Annotated in this window: 13 protein-coding genes and 1 pseudogene; 11 read left to right on the top strand and 3 right to left on the bottom strand. The window is 65.2% G+C overall.

All coding sequences use genetic code 11. From position 1 onward, the window contains the following. Positions 1 to 2,410: GAF domain-containing protein (locus ACLP9N_RS23935; protein ID WP_442409716.1), on the top strand; the 2,410-nt coding region annotated here is incomplete at its 5' end. A 62-nt stretch (positions 2,411 to 2,472) separates the two neighbouring features. On the opposite strand, the gene ACLP9N_RS23930 is transcribed toward ACLP9N_RS23935, so the two are convergent. Further along, positions 2,473 to 3,732 carry a cytochrome P450 gene (locus ACLP9N_RS23930; protein WP_442409715.1) on the bottom strand — a complete coding sequence of 420 codons (1,260 nt, stop codon included), beginning with the start codon at positions 3,730 to 3,732 and terminating at the stop codon, positions 2,473 to 2,475. A gap of 205 nt (positions 3,733 to 3,937) precedes the next feature. On the opposite strand from ACLP9N_RS23930, the gene ACLP9N_RS23925 reads away from it, so the two are divergent. The 3 genes from ACLP9N_RS23925 to ACLP9N_RS23915 all read left to right on the top strand — a co-directional run bounded on the left by ACLP9N_RS23925 (position 3,938) and on the right by ACLP9N_RS23915 (position 6,406). Further along, positions 3,938 to 4,120 (top strand): hypothetical protein, encoded by a 183-nt coding sequence (locus ACLP9N_RS23925; protein WP_442409714.1) that lies wholly within the window; start codon positions 3,938 to 3,940, stop codon positions 4,118 to 4,120. Continuing rightward, complete coding sequence (locus ACLP9N_RS23920; RefSeq protein ID WP_442409713.1) at positions 4,107 to 4,721, top strand: LUD domain-containing protein; 615 nt, start codon at positions 4,107 to 4,109, stop codon at positions 4,719 to 4,721. The genes ACLP9N_RS23925 and ACLP9N_RS23920 overlap by 14 nt, the downstream gene beginning before the upstream one ends. Before the next feature lie 320 nt (positions 4,722 to 5,041). Then, the gene (locus ACLP9N_RS23915; protein ID WP_442409712.1) at positions 5,042 to 6,406 is read left to right on the top strand and encodes an NAD(P)/FAD-dependent oxidoreductase; all 1,365 of its coding nucleotides are present in this window, start codon (positions 5,042 to 5,044) and stop codon (positions 6,404 to 6,406) included. A gap of 428 nt (positions 6,407 to 6,834) precedes the next feature. Here ACLP9N_RS23915 and ACLP9N_RS23910 read toward each other — a convergent pair. Then, a pseudogene (locus tag ACLP9N_RS23910) lies at positions 6,835 to 9,213 on the bottom strand (MMPL/RND family transporter); the annotation flags it as partial. A gap of 276 nt (positions 9,214 to 9,489) precedes the next feature. Between ACLP9N_RS23910 and ACLP9N_RS23905 the strand changes: the two are divergent. From ACLP9N_RS23905 to ACLP9N_RS23885, 5 genes are read left to right on the top strand one after another with little or no spacing between them, the layout of a single operon-like run. Then, complete coding sequence (locus ACLP9N_RS23905; protein WP_442409711.1) at positions 9,490 to 10,635, top strand: VOC family protein; 1,146 nt, start codon at positions 9,490 to 9,492, stop codon at positions 10,633 to 10,635. A gap of 34 nt (positions 10,636 to 10,669) precedes the next feature. Beyond that, positions 10,670 to 11,587 (top strand): fumarylacetoacetate hydrolase family protein, encoded by a 918-nt coding sequence (locus tag ACLP9N_RS23900; protein ID WP_442409710.1) that lies wholly within the window; start codon positions 10,670 to 10,672, stop codon positions 11,585 to 11,587. After that, positions 11,584 to 13,173, top strand: a complete 1,590-nt coding sequence (mhpA, locus tag ACLP9N_RS23895; protein ID WP_442409709.1) for a bifunctional 3-(3-hydroxy-phenyl)propionate/3-hydroxycinnamic acid hydroxylase MhpA — start codon at positions 11,584 to 11,586, stop codon at positions 13,171 to 13,173. The genes ACLP9N_RS23900 and mhpA (ACLP9N_RS23895) overlap by 4 nt, the downstream gene beginning before the upstream one ends. After that, positions 13,170 to 14,066, top strand: a complete 897-nt coding sequence (locus ACLP9N_RS23890; RefSeq protein WP_442409708.1) for a hypothetical protein — start codon at positions 13,170 to 13,172, stop codon at positions 14,064 to 14,066. The genes mhpA (ACLP9N_RS23895) and ACLP9N_RS23890 overlap by 4 nt, the downstream gene beginning before the upstream one ends. Before the next feature lie 21 nt (positions 14,067 to 14,087). Then, positions 14,088 to 14,684 (top strand): hypothetical protein, encoded by a 597-nt coding sequence (locus ACLP9N_RS23885; protein ID WP_442409707.1) that lies wholly within the window; start codon positions 14,088 to 14,090, stop codon positions 14,682 to 14,684. On the opposite strand, the gene dmpG is transcribed toward ACLP9N_RS23885, so the two are convergent. After that, complete coding sequence (dmpG, locus tag ACLP9N_RS23880) at positions 14,656 to 15,612, bottom strand: 4-hydroxy-2-oxovalerate aldolase (protein ID WP_442409706.1); 957 nt, start codon at positions 15,610 to 15,612, stop codon at positions 14,656 to 14,658. The two genes, ACLP9N_RS23885 and dmpG, sit on opposite strands and share 29 nt — an antisense overlap. Between dmpG and ACLP9N_RS23875 the strand changes: the two genes are divergently transcribed. Then, complete coding sequence (locus ACLP9N_RS23875) at positions 15,592 to 15,759, top strand: hypothetical protein (RefSeq protein ID WP_442409705.1); 168 nt, start codon at positions 15,592 to 15,594, stop codon at positions 15,757 to 15,759. The two genes, dmpG and ACLP9N_RS23875, sit on opposite strands and share 21 nt — an antisense overlap. Beyond that, positions 15,756 to 17,312 (top strand): bifunctional 3-(3-hydroxy-phenyl)propionate/3-hydroxycinnamic acid hydroxylase MhpA, encoded by a 1,557-nt coding sequence (gene mhpA, locus ACLP9N_RS23870; protein ID WP_442409704.1) that lies wholly within the window; start codon positions 15,756 to 15,758, stop codon positions 17,310 to 17,312. Before ACLP9N_RS23875 ends, mhpA (ACLP9N_RS23870) begins: the two co-directional genes overlap by 4 nt. Positions 17,313 to 17,515 lie beyond the last annotated feature (203 nt).

Genomic DNA, 17,515 nt, shown 5'->3' with positions numbered 1-17,515 from the left:
AGGTGTTCCGGTCATCGTCGATGGCCGGGTCTGGGGGGTGCTTTCGGCCGGCTCCGCGGAGCGGGAACCGCTGTCGTCCGATTCCGAGGCGCGCATCGCGGACTTCGCCGATCTGGTGGCTACCGCGGTCGCCAATACCGCGGCGCGCGAGCAACTGGATGCCAGCCGGGAGCGCCTGCGTGCCAGCCGCGATCGCCTGCGTCAGCTCGCCCGGCATCAGACGGCGTTGCGCCGGGTGGCAGAACTGGTCGCCCGCGAGGCGGAGCCTGCCGAGGTGTTCAACGCGGTGGCCGAGGAGATGGCCACCGTTCTGGACGTCTACAACGCGACGGTGGGCCGCTACGACGGCGATGACATCGTCATTGCCGCGCTTGGGCGTCCGGAGGTGGACCTGCCAAACCCGCCGGCCGTCGGTGAGCGTTTTCCGCTGGACGGCGACCACGTCGCCGTGACGGTTCGGCGCACCGGCCGCCCCGCTCGGATGGACAGCCACGAGCATGCGGCGGGCGTTTCGGCCGCGCGCATTCGCAAGATGGGAATCGCATCCATGGTCGGCGTCCCGATCGTGGTCGGGCCACAGTTGTGGGGGGTGGCCGCGGTGGCCTCCCGGGGCGAGCCGCTGCCCGCCGACACAGAGGTGGGCATCGCAGACTTTGCCGATCTGGTGGCCACCGCGATCGCCAATGCGGCGGCGCGTGAACAGCTGAATACCAGCCGCGACAGCCTGCGTCAGCTAGCTCGACAGCAAACGGCGTTGCGCCGGGTGGCGGAACTTGTTGCCCGCGAGGCGGAGCCTGCGGCGGTGTTCAACGCGGTGGCCGAGGAGTTGGCTAGTTGCCTGGACGCCTTCAACGCGACGGTGATCCGCCACGAAGGGGACTTCCTCGTCATAGAGGCCATTGCGAGCTTCAACCAAGACTTGCCAAACCCTCCGGTAGTTGGCCAGCGGTTCCCGATGGAGGGCGACCACGTCGCCCCGATGATTCTGCGCACCGGCCGGCCCGCTCGGATGGACACCCACGAGCACGCGGACGGCAAGACGGCCGCATTCATCCGCGCGCTTGGTATCCAGTCCATGGTGGGTGTTCCCATCGTCGTCGGGGGGCAGCTTTGGGGCTCGGCCGCCGTGGCGACGCGGACCGGGCTCCTGCCTCCCGACACCGAGGTTCGCATGGCTGATTTCGCCGATCTGGTGGCGACTTCCATCGCCAACGCTGCCGCCATGGCCGAACTGCAGGCCGGCCGCGATAGCCTGCGCGAGCTCGCCGGAAACCTCAGTGTGCTGGCCAGGCAGCAAGCCGCATTGCGCCGGGTCGCAACTTTGGTTGCACGCGGGGTCGGTCAGTCGGAGGTGTTCTCGGCAGTGGCCGAGGAGATGGCCGGTTGCCTGCAGGTGGGAAACGCCGAGGTGCTCCGTTTCGAAGACGACGGCGCAGCGATCGTCGTCGTGGCGTCCTATGCCCAACCCGGCGTGCCGCACCTTTGTCTGGGGGAACGCCTATCCACCGAGGGTGACAACGTCGCCGCCACGGTCTTGCGCACAGGGCAGTCGGCGCGGATGGACAGCTGGGAGGACGCCGCCGGCCCGATTGCCCAACGCGTTCGGGAGTTGGGCATCCGGTCGCGCATCGGGGCCCCGATTGTGGTGGATGAGCGGCTATGGGGCATGGCCGTCGTCGGCACCATCCAACCCGACCCTTTGCCGCCGGATACCGAGGGACGCATCGCCGAGTTCGCCGAGCTGGTGGCGACCGCAATTGCGGCCGCGACCACCCGCGCGGAGCTGATCGCTTCGCGGGCGAGGATCGTGGCCGCCGCCGACGACGCCCGACGCCGCCTGGAACGCGATATCCACGACGGAGCCCAGCAACGGCTTGTCTCACTGGGACTGAAACTTCGCCTGGCTGAGGAGTCGGTGCCACCCGAGCGGGACGACTTGAAAAGCATGTTGACAGAGACGGTTTCAGGCTTGACCGACGTGTTTCAAGAGCTGCAGGAGATTTCCCGGGGCATTCATCCGGCGACTTTGTCGACAGGCGGACTGCGGGCGGCGTTCAAGACGCTGGCGCGCCGCTCACCGGTGCCCGTCAACCTCGACGTGACGATCGAGCAACGGTTGCCCGAATCGGTCGAGGTCGCCGCTTACTACGTGGTCGCCGAGGCGCTCACCAATGCCGCAAAGCACGCTCGCGCCTCCGAGGTGAAGGTCGCGGCCCGGGTAACCGACGAGAGCCTCGACTTGTTGGTCGCGGACGACGGGATCGGCGGGGCCGATTCGGGCAAGGGCTCGGGGCTGATCGGGCTCAAGGACCGTATCGAGGCACTCGGCGGAAACCTTCGGGTCGCAAGTCCTCCCGGCGGCGGGACGGCCCTTCGCATCACCATTCCACATAACAGAAACGGGAGATGATTAGTTGTTCCGACTCAAAGCAGCCGCTACGGGCTCTCGCCCGGCGTCCGTGCTGGACCACGTCAGAACGTGCACGGCATGCTGCGGATGGCGTGGATGAAGTTTCCCGGCACGTACACCGGATCGCCGGTCTCGATGTCCGGCACCTGCCGGAGCAGCTCGCCGAAGATGGCGCGCAGCTGCGCCCTTGCCACGTGGGCGCCAAGGCAGAAATGCACACCGCCGCCACCAAAACCCACGTGTGGGTTGGGGTTTCGGCCGAGATCGAATCGCTCCGGATGGTCAAACGCATCTTCATCCCAGTTGCCCGACGCATAGAACATCACCACTTTGTCCCCCGCTTCGATGGTTTGACCACCGAGCTGGAAATCCGTTGCGGCCGTGCGGCGGAAGGTCATCACCGCCGAAGCCCAGCGAATGAACTCCTCGATTGCCCCACCAATGCGGCCGTCGAAATCTTCGAGCAGCCACGCCCGCTCATCCGGAAAGTCGGTGAGCGCCTTCATCGCGTGGCTGATGGTCTGGCGCGTCGTATCGTTGGCGGCCACGGACAGGCCCGCAAAGAACGCGGCCACCTCCGCGTCGGTGAGCCGGTCGCCATCCACCTCGGCGTTCACCAGGCTGCTGAACAGGTCTTCGCCGGGACGGTTGCGGCGCTGCGCGGCCAGCACCCCGGCCAGCTGCTGTAGGTACAGCAGGTTCTCGGCCAAGACTTGCAGCGGGTGACGGCCGTCCAGGTAGACCTCATCGGCCCATGACACCACGGCATCGGCGGCATGCGCCACGTGGTCACGCTCGGACTCCGGAATGGCGACCATGTCCGACAGCGTGCGGATCGGAAGTTCTTTGGCGCACCGGTCGACGAAGTCAACCCCACTGCCTGCGGCCTTCAGCTCTTCAACGATGGTCTTGGCGTTCGCCTTGATCGCGTCCTCGATGCGCCTGACCTGCCTGGGCGTGAACGCGGCGCTGACAAGCTTGCGTAGCTTGGTGTGCCGCGGCGGGTCCAGCGCCAGGAAGGACTGCGTCGCTTCCAGCATCTCCTCGGGGACGTTCTCGAATACCACACCTTTGCCAGACAAGAACACTTCATGATTGCGGCTGACAGTGGCGATGTCGGCGCGCCGGGTGACCGCCCAAAAGCCGGGGTCGTCCGGATCCGGCATGAGTGCGTCTTGGACGGGAGGATGCCAGCTCACCGGGCGCTCGGCCCGTAGCACGGCGAAGGAGCGTTCCCGCTCCGCCGCGGTGGTGGACCAGAACGCCCGGGACGATAGATCGATCGGGTCGTAGCTGCGAAGCGTTGCGGATCCAGCCGTCATGGTGGGGTTTCCTGTCATTGCCCCTGGTCACCTGCCGGAAGCTTAACTCGCGACAGCACTTTTGGACACGACTGCCGACAACTGCCGGACCCGCAGGAGTGGACGATTTCGCTTCGCGCGGTGACGGGCTGGTGGGTATCGGGCCGCCAGGGCTGCTGAGCCGCCCGAGGACCTATCGCGCCGCGACGGAGGGCGGCGCCTTGCGGTGAAGGTGTTGCCGCACCTAGCGCTTTACAGCCGGCTTAACGCCTGGGGATGCCGCCGCGACGTACCGGAGGCGCCGAAAGAAACCTTCCATCAGTGGTATGCCCGCACCCGCGGACGCGACGGCGCCGCGACTGCCGCCGCCAGCAAGGGACCGGAGGAGGCCGACCATGTCGGCGCGTGAGGACATTCTGAACGCCGTGCGCGACCGCGTGCCGGTAGTACCCCCGTTACCGCTTGTTCCCGACTTCACCGGCGGCACAGGGGATCTCGTCGCTCTGTTCTCCGCGGCCCTCGAGCGACTCGACGGCACGGTGGTCACCGCGACCCCGTCGGGCATTCAGTCGTGGCTGCAGTCCTGGCTGGCGACGGCCTTCCCGGACGCGCGCAGCATCTGTTCGGCAACCGGCGAGGTGGCCGGAAACGTTGACCCGTCGGGTTTCTCGCACTGGGCCGCACCCGCCGACGTCGACGTCACGGTCGTGCGCACCCCGATGGGCGTCGCCGAAACAGGTTCCATCCTGCTCACCGAAACGGAGCTCGCCGTCACCACGGCCGCCGTGCTGGCCCGGCATCTGGTCGTTCTGCTGGACCCCGCCGACATCGTGGAGAACATCCACGTGGCCTATCGGCACCCCGCCTTCGAGCACTCCGCGTACGCGGTGCTGTTGTCGGGCCCATCGGGGTCCGCCGACATCGGTGGCGTCACGGTGCACCCCGCGCGGGGGGTGACCACCCTGACCGCGGTGTTGGCGCCGCACATCGCCGGCTGCGCTCCCGAGTAGCCGATTCCACGATCCGCAGTCGGCGATCAATGAGTCCTGCCCAGGACGGTGCTCGGCCCGGGACGTGCGGGAGATCGATTCGCCTTCTGATCGACGCCAAACCCGGCGAACCGCCACCAGGACGACGTCTGCCGCGCGAGAAAAGGGAGCACCCCCGTCCGGGTTCGGCACAGTCGATCACCAGATACTCAGCCGGTGACCATACCCCCGAACGACGCTCTGATTCCAGCTGCCTGGTAGTCGAGATACCCGTTAGCAGAGAACCGCTTTGCAGCTAGCGGCGGCGCGCGAGGCACCCGCGCACCCATACGGTGTGCGACATGACCAGTCACGCAGGCAAGCTGGCACCCCTACAACGGCCTCGGGTGGTCGTCATCGGATCCGGGTTCGGTGGGCTGACCGCGACCAGAGCGCTTAAGAGGGCGCCGGTTGACGTCACCATGATTGCCCGGACCCAGCACCACTTGTTTCAGCCGCTGCTGTATCAGGTGGCGACGGGCATCATCTCCGAGGGTGAAATCGCTCCGGCAATCCGGAGCATTCTGCGTAATCAGAAGAATGCCAAGGTGCTAGTCGGCGATGTGGTGCACATCGATCTGAAGGCCCGCACTGTGACTTCGGAGTTGCTCGGCCGCACGTTCGAGACCGAGTACGACACGTTGATTCTCGCCGCCGGTGCGGGTCAGTCCTATTTCGGCAACGACCACTTCGCGGACTTCGCGCCGGGCATGAAGACCATCGATGACGCGCTGGAGTTACGGGGTCGGATCCTGGGTGCGTTCGAGCAGGCAGAGCTCTCCAGCGATTCGGCGTTTCGGGAGAGGCTCCTGACGTTCACCGTGGTCGGCGCCGGGCCCACGGGTGTGGAGATGGCCGGGCAGATCGCCGAGTTGGCCAGTCACACACTCAAGGGTGCGTTCCGCAACATCGACTCGACCAAGGTGCGGGTCATCCTGCTGGACGCGGGGCGCGCGGTGCTGTCGCCAATGGGGCCGAAACTGGGGAAGAAGGCCCAGGCGCGGTTGGAGAAGATGGGTGTGGAGGTTCAGCTCGGGGCCATGGTCACCGACGTTGACCACAATGGCCTGACGGTCCAGGACTCCGACGGCAAGATCCGGCGTATCGACTCGATCTGCAAGGTGTGGTCGGCGGGCGTGTCAGCGAGTCCGTTGGGCAAGCAGATCGCCGATCAGTCGGCGACCGAGATCGATCGTGCGAGCCGCGTTAAGGTGTTGCCAGACTTGACTGTCCGTGGCTATCCGAACGTATTTGTGATCGGCGACATGGCCGCGGTGGAAGGCGTGCCCGGCGTCGCGCAGGGCGCGATCCAGGGTGCTAAGTACGCGGCGAACGCGATCAAGACCGAACTCAAAGGCGCCAATCCAGCCGAGCGTGAACCGTTCCGGTACTTCGACAAGGGCTCCATGTCCACGGTGTCACGGTTCAGTGCGGTCGCCAAGGTCGGCCCGCTGCAGTTCGCCGGATTCCCCGCCTGGCTAGCTTGGTTGCTCCTGCACCTGGTGTACCTGAACGGATTTCAGAACAAGATCACCACACTGATCTCGTGGACCGTCACATTCTTGAGCACTCAACGCGGCCAGCTCACCATAACCGAGCAGCAGGCCACCGCCAGGATTCGGCTCGAGCAGCTCCAAGCGATCGCAGGTGAGAAGGCAGCGAGCTGAATCACTCAACCGTTACCGCGGTATTGGCGCACATCGCCGGTTGACGGAGAAAGTTTCCCGCTCGGCGATTACCGCGAGCGTCGGCGGGTATTCGCGCCGGTATGACCGCGAGTCGCGAGACTTGTCTTACGGATGGGGCGCACCCCACCAGCGCCGCGCGGTCCTTCGATGCGGTGGTGTACTCATGGGCTGAGCCGGTGCGGTGTCAAAGCGCATATGGCTGCCGCCGACCGGCAAGCTGGCTGGCGATACGGCACCCGCCCTGCGGCGGCCACCAGACGGTGTGCACACACGATTACCAGAAGTGGATCCGGGTCGCGCAGGCCAGGATTGCCCGTTCCGGCCGTATGCGGTGCACTGTTTGCGGCGAGACGTTCAACTCGATCGAGCAATCCATGAGTTTTCGGCCTTTATAGCGGTCGGCGTCGCTAGAGCGGAGGTACAGCGGCCGCCGTGGGAATAACGCGTCTTGGGCGACTGAGAACCCTTTGCGGCCACCAGAACCAGGGGCCAAGCAACCGCGCGAGCGGCATCACCAGGCACAGCCGCATGATGAACATGTCGAAAACCAGCCCGATGGCGATGGTCGACCCGGCCTGGCCGATGTTTTTCACATCGCTGGAAAGAAGCGCCAGCATCGTGCCGGCAAGCACCAGGGCCGCCGTCACCGCCACGCTCAAGGAACCCGCGATTGCGCGGATCATGCCGGTCGCAACGCCGGCGTCAATCTCTTCTCGGTATCTCGAAAGCAGCAGCAGATTGTAGTCACAGCCGACCCCGACCAGGACGATGAATACGATCGGAACGTTCAGCCAATGCAGTTGTACGCCAAGCAAGTTCTCCCAAATCAAGGCGGCCAAGCCCAACGCGCCGGCGAACGAAAGAACCACGATGACGAGCACGATTATCGAGCCGACAAGGGCGCGGGTAAGCACCAAGACAATCACGAACACCAGCGCGAAGGTGGCGAGCATCATCAGGATGAGGTCGTTATGCGAGAAGTCCTCGACGTCGCGGTAGGTCGGGGCGGCGCCCGCGATATCCAACTTCGCATTGGACAGCGCCGTTTGTTTGATGGCTTCGTCCGCGGCGGTTAATGCATTCCTCGTCTGTTCGATCCCCGCCGGGCTCGTTGCTTCGCCCTTGTGGAAAACCAGGAAGCGGGCGCCCTTGCCGTCACGAGTCATGAAGAAATCGAGACCGACCTTGAAATTCTCGGTCTCGAGCGCATCCGGCGCCAAGTAGAAAAAGTCGTCGTTCTTCGCGTTGTCGAACGCTTGCGCCATGTCGATCATCGGGTGAATCATGACGTCCAGCTGCGGGATCATCGCATGCAGTGTGCTTTGCGTGGTCATGGTCAGCGACTGCATGGCTTTCATTTCTTTCGCCATGGTTCCCATGTGTTCCGCCATGGCGTGCATTTGGGGAACCATTTGCGGAGTGACCGTGTCGATAATGACGAGGCCCTTCAGCAAAGTCACCAGCTGTTCGCTCATCTTGTCGACATTATCGACCGTTTCGTTCAACGACCGAAGCGTCCAGCAAACCGGGATGTCGAAACAGTGTTGCTCCCAGTAGAGGTAGTTGCGCAGCGGTCTGAAGAAGTCGTCGACGTTGGCGAGATTATCCCGCGCCTGGTCGGTTGCCGCGCGTATTTGCTCTGTCGCCTCACGCGACATGTGCGTGCCCACAGTCAGCTGGTTGGTGAGATCTTCCAGGCGCCCGGTGATCTGCTCCAATTGGTTCGTTTCTTCGATGAGTTTGCCCATGTGGTCTGCCAGCGTGTCGATTTCGGCCACCCGATCCCTGAAGAAGTCAAGGTTCTCGCCGATCTTCGTTCCCACGGAGCCCATGGCAAAGGGAAGTGAAGCGTGCTCCAGGGGCCGGCCATTGGGCCGGGTGATGCCGTCCACCATGGTGATGCCCGGAACCCGGAGCACGGTCTTGGCGATCCTGTCCAAGGTGATCAGGTCGGTGGTGTTGCGCATGTCGTGATCCGACTGCACGTAGAGGGAGTCGGAGGCCAGCTGGCTCTTCGGGAAGTGGCGGTCCGAGGCCGCGTACCCTTCGACGGACTCGCGGGTGTCGGGTGCGAAATCCCGGTCGTTGTAGCTGACCTTGTAGGTGGCGAGGTTCATGACGCACAGCGGAACGACAAGAGCGGCGATGAAAATCAAGGCTGCCGGCCACCGGGCGATGGCGGTCCCCAGTCGGCGCCACATCGGGCTCGTCGGGCTGATTCGCTGCAACCATTTGATCCGGCCGCCCAGCGCGAGCATCGCGGGACCGAGGGTTAGCGCGGCGACGACGGCGACGACCATCCCCACGAAGCAGGGCGGGCCGAGGGTGCGGAAGTAATTCAGCTTCGTGAGGCTCAGGCAGAGCGTCGACCCGGAAATCGCCAGACCCGATCCGAGGATGACGTGCGATGCGTTGGCGACTGATTCGTAGTAGGCGGATTCTTTGTCGTGTCCTGCCCGGCGCGCTTCGTTGTAGCGGCCGATGAAAAAGATGCCGTAATCGGTGGCGACGCCGAGGACCAACGCCACCAGCATGTTCATCGCGAACGACGAGATGCCCAGGACGTGCAGCCCGACCAGGAACGAGACGACGCCTCGCGCCGTCGCCAGGATGAGGAGCACACCCACCAGCGGTATGAGAGCTCGGGCCACCGATCGGTAGGCGAGCAGCAGCATGATGATGATGACGATCACCGAGACGATCGTGAGCGTGAACATGCTGTCATCGGCCGCGGCGAGCGTGTCGGTGTTGAGTGCGGCCGGTCCAGTTACATAGGTATTGAGGCCGACGGTTCGTCACGACTGTCTGATCTGCTGACGCAGGCAGAACAGTGAAACGCTTTGATACGCAATCCAAAACTGACATTTCGTCAGAACTGCGAATACCCTGCTAGCAGGGTATGGCTATTGCCGTCAGCCGCAAGGACACGCGTACGCGGGAGCGGCATCGTTAGAGGCGAGTGCGGTGCGCCAACGCGTGTTCCGCCAAAAGCCTTGGTGTTAAAAGCCGTTTCAGGAAAGGAGCATCATGCCGTCCATCAATGTTGTTTTTAGGAGCGAGCAATGACCGACCAACTCATCGGCGCCCATAATGGGCTGCACAGCGAGCAGGGCGGCCTGCCGGGTGAGCACCCGGGGCGCTCGGCCAACCCGGTGATCAAGGTCCACGACGTGATCTGGCTGGAGTTCGAGAAGCCCGATCTCAACAAGGCTGAGGCGTTCGCGCGGGCGTTCGGGTTCAGCGTCGCGCTGCGCACCGACGACGAGCTGCACCTGCGTGGCAGCGACCCTGTCGCGCCGTGTGTGCTGATCCGCCGTGGCACGCGTTCGCGGTTCGTCGGCCCGGCTTTCGTCGCCGCCGAAGACACCGACCTGCTGCGGCTGGCCGACGCGACCGGGACCACCGTGCGGCCGCTGCCCGAGACCCTGGGCGGGGTGACCGTTGACCTCGTTGACCCCAGCGGGATTTCGTTGCGGGTGGTCTCCGGTGTCGACACTCTGCCGGAGCTGGCCTCCCAGAAACCGCACGTGTTCAACTTCGGGCCCAGCCACGACACCGTCCGGGCAAACGCCACCCAGCGTCCCCCGCGGGTGCCCGCCGGCGTGCAGCGGCTCGGCCACATCGTGCTGCAGACCCCCAAGTACATCGAGGCGCTGAACTGGTATCTGGACCACCTCGGTTTGATCGTCAGCGACTTCTGCTACTACCCCGGCCAGCGTGAGCGCGGACCCATCATGAGCTTCATCCGCTGCGATCGCGGGTCCACCCCGGCCGACCACCACACGCTGGCGATGGCGTTGGGCCCGACCCACCGCTACGTCCACTCGGCGTACCAGGTCGCCGACCTGGACGCGTTGGCCGCCGGCGGCGAATACCTGCGCGAGCAAGGCTATTTCCGCTCCTGGGGCATCGGTCGTCACATCCAGGGCAGCCAGATCTTCGACTACTGGCGCGACCCCGACGGCGATTTCCTGGTCGAGCACTACGCCGACGGCGACATGTTCGACAATACCCTCGAGCCCGGCTGGGCTCCGCTGACGGCGTCGGGCCTCTATCAGTGGGGTCCCCCGCCGAGCAGGGACTTCCTGGGCGTTGGCACACCCGGCGAAACCGCGCGCGAGGTTTCCTTGATGGTCGACGCGCTGCGCCACGACAACGAGTTCGACCTGTCCGCCCTCCGCGGGCTTTTCCACGTTGGCAATTCCTAACCCTCCCAACCCAAAAGAAAGTAAGGATCCGAAAATGACCGTCTCGATCCTGCGCACCGCCGACGCGTGGTGGGTGCAGACCCCGAACGGCGCCGCGCGCATCGACACCGACGCGGCCAGCACCGCAGAGGTGTTGGCCGACCGTGCGGCCATCGACGCCGCCGCGCACTCCAACGACACCGTCCCGGTGGAAAACCTGACGCTGCTGTCGCCGGTTACCACGCCGTGCCGGGTGGTGGCGCAGGCCACCAACTACGCCTCGCACGTGCGAGACGTCGGCCGCGACCCCGCCAAGACGCCGCTGACCTTCTTCCGCAAGGCCTCCGGTTCCGTCGCCGGTCCGTTCGATGACATCGTCAAACCCCCGCACGTGCAGCTGCTGGACTATGAGCTGGAGATCGGCCTGCTGATCGGCCGCGCGCTGCCGGTGGGCACCGAGGTGACCGAGGCCAACCTGGCCGAGTTCGTCACCGGGCTGCTGGTGACCAACGACGTGTCGGCGCGCGACGTGCAGCTGACCAAAGCCCAGTTCTACGAGTCGAAGTCGTACCCGACCTTCACCCCGGTCGGGCCGGCGCTGGTACTGGTGGACGCCGACGAGCTGAAGCGCTTCGGCGACCTTCGGTTGCAGTTGCGCGTCAACGGCGAGCTGCGCCAGAACATGGTCGTCGAGGGCGACATGCTCTACTCGCCCGTTGAGGCGCTGCAGGCACTGGCGAACTTCCAGAAGCTGGACGCCGGCGACCTGGTTCTCACCGGTACCCCGGTGGGCACCGCGCTCACCGCGCGTGGGGTCGAGAACCCGCATCAAATGGATCTGATGACATTCCTTGCCGGCCAGGCAAAGAACCCGAATTACCTGCATCACGGTGACGTCGTCGAGGCCACGGTGGCCACCGACGACGGCGCCATCGACCTCGGCACCCAACGCAACAAGGTGGTTTACGCATGAACGCACAATCCAATGGAGCCCCGGCGTCGGTGCCGGACTTCGTGCCGGTGATCATCATCGGTGCCGGTCCGACGGGCACCACCGCGGCCACGCTGCTGGGGCAGTACGGCATTCCGACGCTGGTGCTCGACCGGCATGAAACCGTTTACCCGCTGCCGCGGGCGGTGCACGCCGACGACGAGATCTACCGCATCCTGGCCCGCCTGGGCGTCGGCGACGAGTTCGCCGCCCACCGGCGGTCCGCGCACGGTCTTCGGTTGCTGGACAAGGACTTCCGGGTGCTGGCGGAGCTGAAGCGCAGTACGGAGCCCAGCGCCAACGGCTACCCCCAGATGAACATGTTCGACCAGCCCGAGCTGGAAGCGATCCTGCGCACCAACCTCAAGCGGTACCCACACGTCGCGCTGCGGGGCGACGTCGAGGTCACCAGCGTCACCCAGAACAAGCCCGGACGCGTGCGGGTGAGCTTCCTCGACCGCGTGCGCGGCGGCGAGCAGTCCGTCGAGGCCAGCTACGTGCTGGGCTGCGACGGCGCCAACAGCGTGGTCCGCGCGTCGATCGGCTCGCACATGTACGGGTTGCCGTTCCAGCAGAACTGGTTGGTCATCGACGTCGACACTGACGCCGAACTGAACCAGTGGGAGGGCTGCCACCAGCTGTGCAGCCTCGAGCGCGCCGGCACCTACATGCGCGTCGGGGAGACCCGCTACCGCTGGGAGTTCCGGCTGAACGACGGGGAGACCGCCGCCGACTACCAGACGATCGACCACGTCGAGCCGTTGATCAAGCCGTGGCTCGGCGACGTGCCGGCGGAGCAGTTGCGCCTGGTCCGCGTCACCGCCTACACGTTCCGCGCGCAGGTGGCCAGCCGGTGGCGCGAACGCAATGTGTTCGTGCTCGGTGACGCCGCCCACCTCACGCCGCCGTTCGTCGGCCAGGGCATGGCGGCGGGTCTTCGTGACGCGCTGAACCTGACCTGGAAAGTGGCCGGCGTGCTGGGTAATTCGCTGCCCGAGAGCGTGCTGGACAGCTACGAACAGGAGCGCAAGGCTCACGCGGCCGCCATGATCATGATGGCCGTGTCGGTCGGAGCGGCGATGACCGGCGGAGGCCGACTGGGCGATCTGGTGCGCCAGGTGGTGTTCCCGCGGCTGGAAAACTTCCGCCTGCCGGGCACCCGCACCAGCGCCGCCGACGGCGTGGCCCCGGGGCTGCACCGATCGGCAATGGTCGTCAAGTCCCGCACCCGCGGGGAGCTCGCCGGAACGCTGAGCCCCAACCCGGTTCTGCGCGATGGCCTGCACTTCGACCAGGTGGTGGGGAATCGATTCGCGTTGGTCACCTCCTCGGCGCTGAGCCTTGCGCAAGAAACGCAGCTGCGCAGTCGCGGAGCCGTCGTGGTCTCCGTTGGGCGGGACAGCGCACTGGGGCGCTGGCTGAAGCAAGGCCGGGCCAACACGGCCATCGTCAGGCCCGACGGCGCTGTCATGCAGGCCGGCCGCAACATTCAGGCGATTTGCGACGCCGTGCCTTCGTTCTCCGCTGGTGCGGCTGCTCGGGCTGAAAGCGAGAGTGCAAGCCGATGACCGAGCTGCTGGTCCTCAACGATGGCAAACAGGAGTTGCAGGCGGTGTCTTTGGATGGCACTCGCGTGCGCACCCTGATCAGCGGACTCGACGAGAGGCCCGACGGCCTCGTCGTCGACCAGTCCCGTGGCCACGTGTACTGGACCAACATGGGTGCCCCCGATCCCGGCAGCGGCCCACGTTCCGAAGCGGCCTACGCCCGTAACGGATCACTGGAACGTGCTGATCTGGACGGCAGCCACCGCGTCACGATCGTGCCGCGCGGGGCTTTCACGACGGGCAAGCAGTTGACCGCCGATTTCGAGGCGGGCGTGCTGTACTGGTGCGACCGGGAGGGCATGCAGGTGCTGTCGTGCAACCTCGACGGCAGCGACCTGCGCCCACTGGTGGTGCCGGCGGTCGGCGAAGATGCGGGGCGCCTCGAACGCAACCACTGTGTCGGCATCGCAGTCGATTTGGATCAGCGCCTGCTGTATTGGACGCAGAAGGGCGCGCCAAATGCGGGGGAGGGCAGAATCTTTCGTGCCCCGCTCGACGTGCCGCCGGGTGTCGGCCCCCAGTACCGCGACGATGTCGAACTGCTGTGGAAGGACTTGCCCGAGCCCATCGACTTGCACCTGCTCGGCGGTGCGACGCTGGTGTGGACGGATCGGGGTGCCGAGCCCGAGGGCAACACGCTCAACCGCGCTACGGTGCAGCCGGGAGTCGGTACACCCGAAATCCTGTCCGCGGGATACCGCGAGGCGATCGGCGTCGCGGCCGTCTCGGAGTCCGAGTTCTATGTAGGTGATCTGGGCGGCAGCATCCGTCACGTCGAACTCGGCACCGGTGTCGACACCGAATTGGTTCACCTGGGCCAGTTCCTCACCGGCATCGCCCTAGCCGAACTCTGATCCGCGAACGTGGTTAGGGAGGTGAAGATCAGCGGGTGGATCGACTTCTGGCACAGTCTGACTCCCGGACAAGGCACACTTCTCGGCGGCGCGTTCGTTGTCTTTGCGGGCATCATAGCGTTCAGCACGGGCGCGCTCGATCGCAGGTCCCAGCACAAGCGGTTCCACTATGAGGAGATGAAAACGCTTTACGCCGAGGCCTTGAGGATCGGGCGGGACCTGGAAATCCTCAAGGCGCTTCCGCCGGAAATTCGCAGAGAAGTACTGAGTGAAAAAGCTGATGCGATCGACAGGGTGATCAGCGAACTGGCGCTGACCGGTAATTTCCAGACCGCGGATCTGGCCATCACTTACGCCTACCAACAGTCGATTCAATTGGGCGAGTGGGTAAGGCAATTCGAAACCGACAGCGGCGCGACCGAAAGAATTCAGATGTGGTTGGAGAGCATGCCCGAAGGCCAACGAGCCGCCTTGAAGGAGTACGAGGACGTGAAGGTCCAACGTCGCGACGTGGTGCAGGCCGCCCGCCGGGAGTTGGGCCTGTATGTGCCGGTGGGGTCACGCTACCGGCGCGTGCTGCGCGAAGCACTCAAAACTGACCAGTTCCCCCTGAACTGACGGATGCGCGCTCACCGATCAGGTCGAGCGTGATGTCGGCGAGCATGTCCTCTTGGCCCCCCACCAACCCGCGACGTCCCGCCTCCACCAGCAGCGTGCGCGCGTCCACGCCGAACCGCTCGGCGGTCGTTTCGGCGTGGCGCAAAAAACTCGAGTAGACGCCGGCATAGCCGAGGGTCAGCGTCTCGCGGTCAACCTGCACCGGCCGTTGTAGCAGCGGGCGGACCAGGTCGTCGGCCGCGTCTTCGAGAGCATTGAGGTCACAGCCGTGTTCCCATCCCATCCGCGAGGCGGCCGCGATGAAGACCTCCAGCGGCGCATTGCCCGCACCGGCTCCCACACCGGCCAACGACGCATCCACACGACGGCATCCGTGCTCGACAGCAACGATGGAGTTGGCCACCCCAAGCGACAGGTTGTGGTGTGCATGGATGGCGACTTCGGTTGCGCTGTCCAGGCTTTGGCGTAGCGCGTCGACTCGTTCCGCCACGTCCTTCATGGTCATGGCGCCACCCGAGTCGACGACGTAGACGCATCCCGCGCCGTAGCCCTCCATCAGTAGGGCCTGCTCCGCCAGCTTTTGCGGAGTGGTCATGTGGCTCATCATCAGAAATCCGACGGTGTCCATGCCGAGCTCGCGGGCGGCGGCGATGTGGTGCGCGGAGATGTCTGCTTCGGTGCAGTGGGTCGCGACCCGTACCACGCCGGCACCGGCCCGATGCGCGGCGGCAAGGTCGCGGACGCTGCCGATGCCTGGCAGCACCAGCGTTGCCACCCGCGCCTGCTGCACGACGCCGGCCACCGCGGCGATGGTGGTCACCTGCTCGAGCGTGTACTGGTGGCGCACTTGACTGACGATAAACTCATGGATGATGATATCGTCACTAACGAGCCGGGAAGGCAAGCCATGAGCGACCTCGATGTCCATAAAGACCTGCACAGTGAGCAGGGCACTCGCAACGGTGAGCACCCTGGCCGGGCGGCCAATCCGATCCTCAAGGTGCACGACATCAGCTGGCTGGAGTTCGCTCCGTCGTCGGTCGGCGCTCAGCGGACGGCGGTGCGGTTCACATGAGCGCAACGGACTGGATTCCGCCCTACGTGCCGGTCGTGGTCATCGGCGGCGGCCCCACCGGCATCACCGCCGCCACGCTGCTCGCACAGTTTGGAGTCCAAACGCTGGTGCTGGACCGCTGGGAAGACGTCTACGCGCAACCGCGCGCGGTGCACGCCGACGACGAGGTGTTCCGCATACTGACCGCGGTGGGCGTCCGCGACGAGTTCGCCGCAATCTCGCGTCCGGCGCTGGGCCTGCGACTGCTTGACCCAGAGATGCGAGTGCTGGGCGAAATTCGCCGCGATCCGGAAAAGAGTGTGCACGGCTTCCCCCAGGCAAACATGTTCGACCAGCCCGAACTGGAAGCAATACTGCGGGCGAACTTCAAGAATTACTCGGCTGCGTTGTTCAGGGGACACGTAGAAGTCACCGGCATCACCCAGCTCGGTCCGGACCACGTGCGGGTAAGCTTCACCGACCGCGTCAGCGGCCGCGCCGACGTCGTGGACTCGCGTTATGTCCTGGGTTGTGACGGGGCGAACAGCCTTGTCCGACAGGCGATTGGCGCTAGCATGTTGGACCTGAGATTTCAGCAGCGCTGGCTGGTGATCGACGTGGACACCGACGTGACCCTGGACCAGTGGGAGGGTGTGCACCAAGTATGCAACCCCGAGCGCGGGGCCACCTACATGCGTGTCGGTGAGACCCGATACCGATGGGAATTCGAGCTTCTCGATGACGAGACGGCGGCGGACTTCCAGACAGTGACCGACATCGGTCCGCTGATCGCACCTTGGGTTGGCGAGATTGAGGGTGCGAAGTTGAAGCTGGTTCGGTTGTGCGAGTACATGTTTCGTGCCCAGGTGGCCGATAAGTGGCGCGAGCGCAATGTGTTCATCATGGGCGACGCCGCCCACCTCACCCCGCCGTTCATCGGCCAGGGCCTGTGCTCGGGCCTGCGCGACTCGGTGAACCTGGCGTGGAAAATCGCCGGCGTACTCAACAAGAACCTGCCCGAAAGTGTGCTGGACACTTACGAGCAGGAGCGAAAACCACACGCCCGCAAACTGGTTCGACTCGCGGTGCGAGTCGGCTGGTCGATGACCGTCGGTGGCCGACTGGGAGATCTGCTGCGCCGATTCTTGGTGCCCTGGTTGGAGCGTCGAGCAGGCGGCTGCGAGCAGGCGGCCAGCAGCGCTACGCCTGCGTTGCGTGATTCCGCCTTGGTGATCAAATCTTTCCGCGGGGGAGAACTGGCCGGCACCCTGTGCCCCAATCCCGTTTTGGCGGAAGGTTCGCGATTCGACGTCGTCGTCGGGGGGCGCTTCGCTCTCGTCACATCGTCACCGCTGACGGAGGCACAGCGCGAGCAACTCGGCCGTCGGGGCGCCGTGATCATCTCGGTCAGCGCCCAGGACGAACTCGGCCGCTGGCTGGACAAAGCGGGGGTCCGTGGTGCGCTTGTCAGACCCGACCGAACCGTCATGCGCACCGGGCGAAACCTGGACGCATTATGCGCGGCGGTACCGACATTCACCACGCCCGGACCGGCGGCTACAACGAGACTGTGACTGCGATCGGCTGCGCGAATCCCATGCCGCTGCAACGCACCGGAGCTCCTCAGCGCCCAATTGAACCGTTGGGACCCGGCGGCGATTAGTGCGCACTCGCCGAGAGCGGGTCATTGATCCTGGCGAACAGTTGGCGGCCTGCTGATTGAAGCTAGCCGGATCCAGGGAGTGGCGTCAGCGTGGAGGACACTTCGGCCGTCGGC

It is taken from the genome of Mycobacterium sp. (genome assembly GCF_052144515.1).
Lineage (GTDB): Bacteria > Actinomycetota > Actinomycetes > Mycobacteriales > Mycobacteriaceae > Mycobacterium.
The sequence above is the reverse complement of the archived record's forward strand: the minus strand, read 5'-3'. Positions and strand labels throughout refer to the sequence as shown.

Coding starts and splice junctions, on each gene's coding strand:
- mhpA (WP_442409709.1), top strand. CDS start 11,584: ATGAACGCACAATCCAATGGAGCCCCGGCGTCGGTGCCGGACTTCGTG.
- ACLP9N_RS23900 (WP_442409710.1), top strand. CDS start 10,670: ATGACCGTCTCGATCCTGCGCACCGCCGACGCGTGGTGGGTGCAGACC.
- ACLP9N_RS23890 (WP_442409708.1), top strand. CDS start 13,170: ATGACCGAGCTGCTGGTCCTCAACGATGGCAAACAGGAGTTGCAGGCG.
- ACLP9N_RS23905 (WP_442409711.1), top strand. CDS start 9,490: ATGACCGACCAACTCATCGGCGCCCATAATGGGCTGCACAGCGAGCAG.
- ACLP9N_RS23920 (WP_442409713.1), top strand. CDS start 4,107: ATGTCGGCGCGTGAGGACATTCTGAACGCCGTGCGCGACCGCGTGCCG.
- ACLP9N_RS23930 (WP_442409715.1), bottom strand. CDS start 3,732: ATGACGGCTGGATCCGCAACGCTTCGCAGCTACGACCCGATCGATCTA.
- ACLP9N_RS23875 (WP_442409705.1), top strand. CDS start 15,592: ATGAGCGACCTCGATGTCCATAAAGACCTGCACAGTGAGCAGGGCACT.
- dmpG (WP_442409706.1), bottom strand. CDS start 15,612: ATGGACATCGAGGTCGCTCATGGCTTGCCTTCCCGGCTCGTTAGTGAC.
- mhpA (WP_442409704.1), top strand. CDS start 15,756: ATGAGCGCAACGGACTGGATTCCGCCCTACGTGCCGGTCGTGGTCATC.
- ACLP9N_RS23915 (WP_442409712.1), top strand. CDS start 5,042: ATGACCAGTCACGCAGGCAAGCTGGCACCCCTACAACGGCCTCGGGTG.